At 64.5% G+C, this 4,200-nt stretch carries 4 protein-coding genes; all 4 read right to left on the bottom strand.

Going from position 1 to position 4,200, the window contains the following annotated elements; genetic code table 11:
• Positions 1 to 613, bottom strand: a 613-nt coding sequence (locus tag WS49_RS22790; RefSeq protein WP_218921276.1) for a phage protease, incomplete at its 3' end; no start/stop codon positions are given.
• 201 nt (positions 614 to 814) lie between these two features.
• Entirely contained in the window at positions 815 to 1,402 is a 588-nt protein-coding gene (locus WS49_RS22785) for a phage virion morphogenesis protein (protein ID WP_179949278.1), read from the bottom strand.
• A gap of 103 nt (positions 1,403 to 1,505) precedes the next feature.
• Positions 1,506 to 2,819 carry a PBECR2 nuclease fold domain-containing protein gene (locus tag WS49_RS22780; RefSeq protein ID WP_059533530.1) on the bottom strand — a complete coding sequence of 438 codons (1,314 nt, stop codon included), beginning with the start codon at positions 2,817 to 2,819 and terminating at the stop codon, positions 1,506 to 1,508.
• On the bottom strand, positions 2,809 to 4,200 hold a 1,392-nt coding region (locus WS49_RS22775; protein WP_059533528.1), incomplete at its 5' end, for a DUF935 domain-containing protein. The genes WS49_RS22780 and WS49_RS22775, both read right to left, overlap by 11 nt.

Genomic DNA, 4,200 nt, shown 5'->3' with positions numbered 1-4,200 from the left:
CGTCAGCGGTTGCGCCGACCGGCATGTTCAGCAGCCAGCGCAGTTGTTCCAGGAGTTCTTCCATATTGGGAGCCTCGGTAGGTGGGACAGTGGAAAGCGCCGCGTGCGCGGCAGGATCGATCGCGCCGGACATTGCCGAGCACGCAGCGGTGAGCTGCACCTCGTCGAGACAGTCGAGCGCGGGGTCGTTGGTCAGTGCCGCGTTGAAGAGCGCGATCACGTTGCCCGCCTTATCGAAGGCGAACACAGGAGAGATGTAGGCGTATTCGTCCGCGTCGATCATCGCGGACGCGCGGGCGGTCCATTGGACGTCGGTCGCGTACAGGCCGTCGCCTTCGCGCCATTCCAGCGTCTTGAACCAAGCGGCGGCCGGCGCGGGTTGGCCGTTCTTCGCCGAATTGAGCGTCTGGTGCTCGTAATCGATCACATAGCGGGTCTGCCGGGCGTTTGCCGCCGCGATCAGACGTTCCGCGCCGGCCGCGTCGAGCCGCCACGCGGCGCATTCGGTCGGTCGGCCGTCACGTGCACGGAAGTCGCCCGCCGGCAGCAGCTTGAGTGCCGTGCCGGTCGACTGGATTTGCGCGGAAAGCGCCGCGATGAAGAAGATAGCCATGCCGCCATGTTGGCGACCGGCCGGGGGAAAAATAACGGGACCGGTGTCACTGGGAACACACCGGTTGACTCGTGCGGGGGGAGTGGTGGGACGTGAATGCCGCTAGGACCGATTTTAACGGGGGTTTAACGGCCCTCACGCCCCCATCTGGCTATCTGCGCCTATCCGGCCCCTGAAAACCGCTCAAATCGGGCGAGCGGATTACTGATCGAACAGGCGGCGCAGGTAGGCGGTGACCTCTGACTCGATCCCGATATTGTCGGACTCGGTCAGCGCAAAGAACGGCCGCGCCGGAATCTTGATCGTCCAGCCCTGGCTGCGGGTCCACTTCACGATCTTGACCCGCTTGTGGCTGTTCTTCGCGAATACGGCCAGGTGCGGATGGTCCGCCTGGCGCATGATCATGCCATTGCGATCCTTGCGCAATCTAACGTAGCCGGACATGGGATGACGTTGGATGGTGCCGCCGAACTGGTGAATCGCCGCGTATACAACGTTAGTGCCGACACGGGCCGTGGTCGCGTCATGTGCTGGCGTGATGCTGGATGCGAGTCGGCCCGAGCGTTGCAGGATTTTGCCGGTGCCAGCCTCTTCGCGACGGCGCTTGAGCGTCTTCGGACTCAGGCCGAGCCATTTCGGCCGGCCTTGTTGCGCGAAGTTCTCTTCGACCGCGTCGGCCATCAGCCCGGAAATCAGCGCCGTCACGGGCGACGCGTCCTGCATCAGCGCCCGCACGCGCTCCATGGTCGCCGCGTACCGGGAGTCGTCGATCTCGATTTCGATGATCATGGGCTATACTCCATCTATACCGATTGCAGTCGCACAAGCTCCCGACTGACGCGACCAAAGGAACTGCACGGTGGCCCGCGACGAGTCGGCGTCGCGGGCCTTTCTATTTGCGGTACGCCAGAAAGCCGTCACGCTGCTTCTCTATATAGCGACGGCGCGCTTCCTCGCCGCGCTCGATGTTCGCCATCATGGCCGTCGACCCGGTCCAGTTGTCCTGCCCCAGCTCGAACACGCTCAAACCGTACTGCGCGCCGTCCTGGCCATCGATCAACCAGGACTTGATGTAGCGCCGCTTGAGCAGCCACGTGCCAGGCTGCGCGCGGCTCTCTTCCCACCGCAGCCATATCTCGTCGGGTTCCTGGATCGCCCGGGCGAGCAGCGACATATACGCACCGCGCCCATCCTTGTCCGCCTTCCAGCTCCCGTCGCCGGCCCGAAACAGATCCTCCGAAACGGTGACCGCCGAACGCGTGACGTCTTCGAACACCTTCGACTGGCCCGCCTTCAGGCCGAACTCCCGAAGGAACGCCTGCGCATACTGTTCCGGAGCGAGACCGGTTGGAAGCAGCGTCGACGCCGGCACCGGGGTCGGCGTCGGCAACGTCGGTAGCTCGACACCGGTCGGGAAGGTACGCGGCAAGCTGTCGGACGGCGGCGGCGTGAATGGCTTCATCCACTGCGCGCCCGGGTTCGAGCTGAAGCCCGGGTCCGGCAGCAGCTTCTGCCCGGTGGCCGGGTCTTTGTAAGCGAGCTCCGGCTGCTTCGTACCCGAACGATCGACGATCTCGACTTCGATCAGGTCGCCGTCGCTGTTGCGCACGGGGATACCGTTCTGCTCGACGTAGGTTCGCGTGCGGGTGCGCACACGGCACCGGCACCGGTAGCCATTCGGCGGGTAGAACGTTTGCCAGAACGGATCGTCGTACCGGTAGATCGCGCCGGCCAGCGCCCGGTGTGCGGGGCGCGTCCGGCTGTCCAGGACCGCGACGTATTCCCAATACGGGTGCGTGTCGACCTGCTCGAGCTGCGTCGCGTAGCGGCCGGCCATGTAGGCCGACTGCATGTTGGTCTGGAAGATCGTCTGCAAACGGCGGGGCGTCAGACGCTTGCCTTCGATCTCGCCGGTGTCCTGGTCGACGATCATGCCTTGGCCGAGCCAGCCTTTCTTTTCCAGGACAGGCGAGAGCTGCCGTTTAAACTCGTCGAACGTCGTACCCTTTTTTAACGAGGTCGCGAGCGCCTGGCGAATGTCCTGGAGCACGTCGACCTTCATCACGCCTGCAACCGTGAACGCCTTCGCATGCGCCTCGGCGGCGACATCCTGCCAGCGGAAACCGATCTTGTAGCCCTTCGATTCGAAGTAGGCGATCGCCTTCTCCGGTTCGAGGCCGATCGCGTAGCCCAGATCAACCGCCATTCAGCCGCCCCCATACGTCGGCCACGAAGATGCAGCGCGCGAGCAGCTCCTGCATCGCGGTGTCGTCCATGGCCGGTTGCGCTTCGAGCAGCATCTCGATTGCTTCGTCCGGCGTCGCGCCTCGGCGCAGCGCGGCAATCGCCGGTCCGATCGTCGCGCGCAACGCGTCCGTGATCTCGTCGGCCGGCAGCGCGGCGATGGTCTGGTCCAGCTCGTCCTGGTCGGGATAGACAATCTCGCCGGCCGCGTTGCGCAGCACAGCGCGATAGCGCATCTTCGCGGTGCGCGGCTGCTCGTCCGGTCGTTCCTCGGGCGGCAGCGCCATCTGCGGTTTCGGCACCGACAGGATGTCCTCGCCGTCCTTCGGCTCGGGAATCATGAGCTTGTCCTGCGCCCACTGGCGGCCGATCTTCATTCCGGCCCCGACGAGCTTCGGCAGTGCGTCGGCGTACAGGGCCAAGTCTTCGGCATCGCGCGTATCGAACTCGAAGCGCGGGCAGCGGCGCGGATCGGACGCGCCGAAATTCAGCGCCGACAGCATGTAGCAGAGGTTCGTCAGGGTACGCTGCGCCTGGCGCGCGTCCGACGTCAACAGATCCCGCCGCACTTCGTTGTGCGTCTTGCCGAGCGCGTTCGTCGACGTCTTGCCGTCAGCCTGCGAAGTCAGCGTACCGCCGAGGATCGCCTTCGACACGCTCTTCTCGCACCAGTTGATCATGGCCTCGAACGGGTCTTTCGTGCCGTCGGCCGCTTCCTGGAATTCGATCAACATTCCTTCCGGGATGATGCCGGCCGCGTTGTGGCCGATCTCGGCCACTGCGCGCAGCAGTGTCGCTTTCTCTTCCTTCGTCGAACCCGGCGGATACTTGCCAACGCGCAGCGGCAGGCCGTAGATTTCGAGGAACTCGGCCAGGTCCGACACCGCGTAGGTCTTGAACAGGTACGGCCACGCCAACACGCGATGCAGGCCCGCCCGGGTCAGATAGCCGCTCTTCGCGCGATGCTTGTGGACGAGCCAGCCGAACGGCCAGAGCGGTTGACCGTCCGACGAGTTGTCGCGCAGGCGCAGATCGTTGCCGTCATACAGCGGTGTGCGAAACCATCGTTGCGGCCGGTGGGTGAGCGTTTTCGGGAGCCACACCTTCTCGACCTGGTGCCACTCGATTTCCTGCGCCGAGAATCCATGACCGATCGCGTCCATCTGATCGAACAGCACGTCGTCGAGATTCGCGAGATCGGTGAACCATTCCTCCAACTGCGCGGCCTGTTTCTTCTCTTCGGCGCTGGCGTTCGCAGGCGCGACGATGTTCCAGTCGAGGGTGAGCAGTGCGCGCTTGCGCTTGCTCATGTCGGCGAACAGATGAGCGTCACGCTCTTCCAT

This window comes from Burkholderia sp. RF7-non_BP4, assembly GCF_001521935.1.
GTDB lineage: Bacteria > Pseudomonadota > Gammaproteobacteria > Burkholderiales > Burkholderiaceae > Burkholderia > Burkholderia diffusa.
This window is presented reverse-complemented; position numbering and strand designations above follow the sequence as displayed.